The sequence below is a fragment of the Pseudomonas sp. 300 genome (assembly GCF_055803035.1).
Map to the genome: position 1 here is coordinate 1 of NZ_JAVLRV010000004.1, position 309 is coordinate 309.

Consider the following 309-nt stretch of genomic DNA (forward strand, 5'->3'; position numbering starts at 1 on the left):
AGTTGAGCTGCGAACCGTCGGGATTGATCCGGCGGGCGACCACATGCAAATCATCGACGTATTCATAGCGCGTGACGCGGCCGAGTTCGTCGCGCTCGGCGGTGATTTTTCCGTAGGCGTTGTAGCTGAAGGCGCGCGTGGCACCGGTGGGAAGCGTCGTCTGGATCAGTCGCCCGACGGCGTCCCACGCGTAGCGAGTGAGCGCACCGTGTTCGTCCTGGGCGGTAATCCGCCGCCCCAACGCATCGTAGGAAAACCGCCGCTGGCCAGCGTCCGGCAAGGTCTCTTCGATCAGTTGACCCAAGCCGT

1 protein-coding gene is annotated in these 309 nt (G+C 63.8%); it reads right to left on the reverse strand.

Translation table 11 applies throughout. From position 1 onward, the window contains the following. The coding region (locus Q7W83_RS29060; RefSeq protein WP_473658409.1) for a hypothetical protein at positions 1–309 on the reverse strand (309 nt) is incomplete at both ends.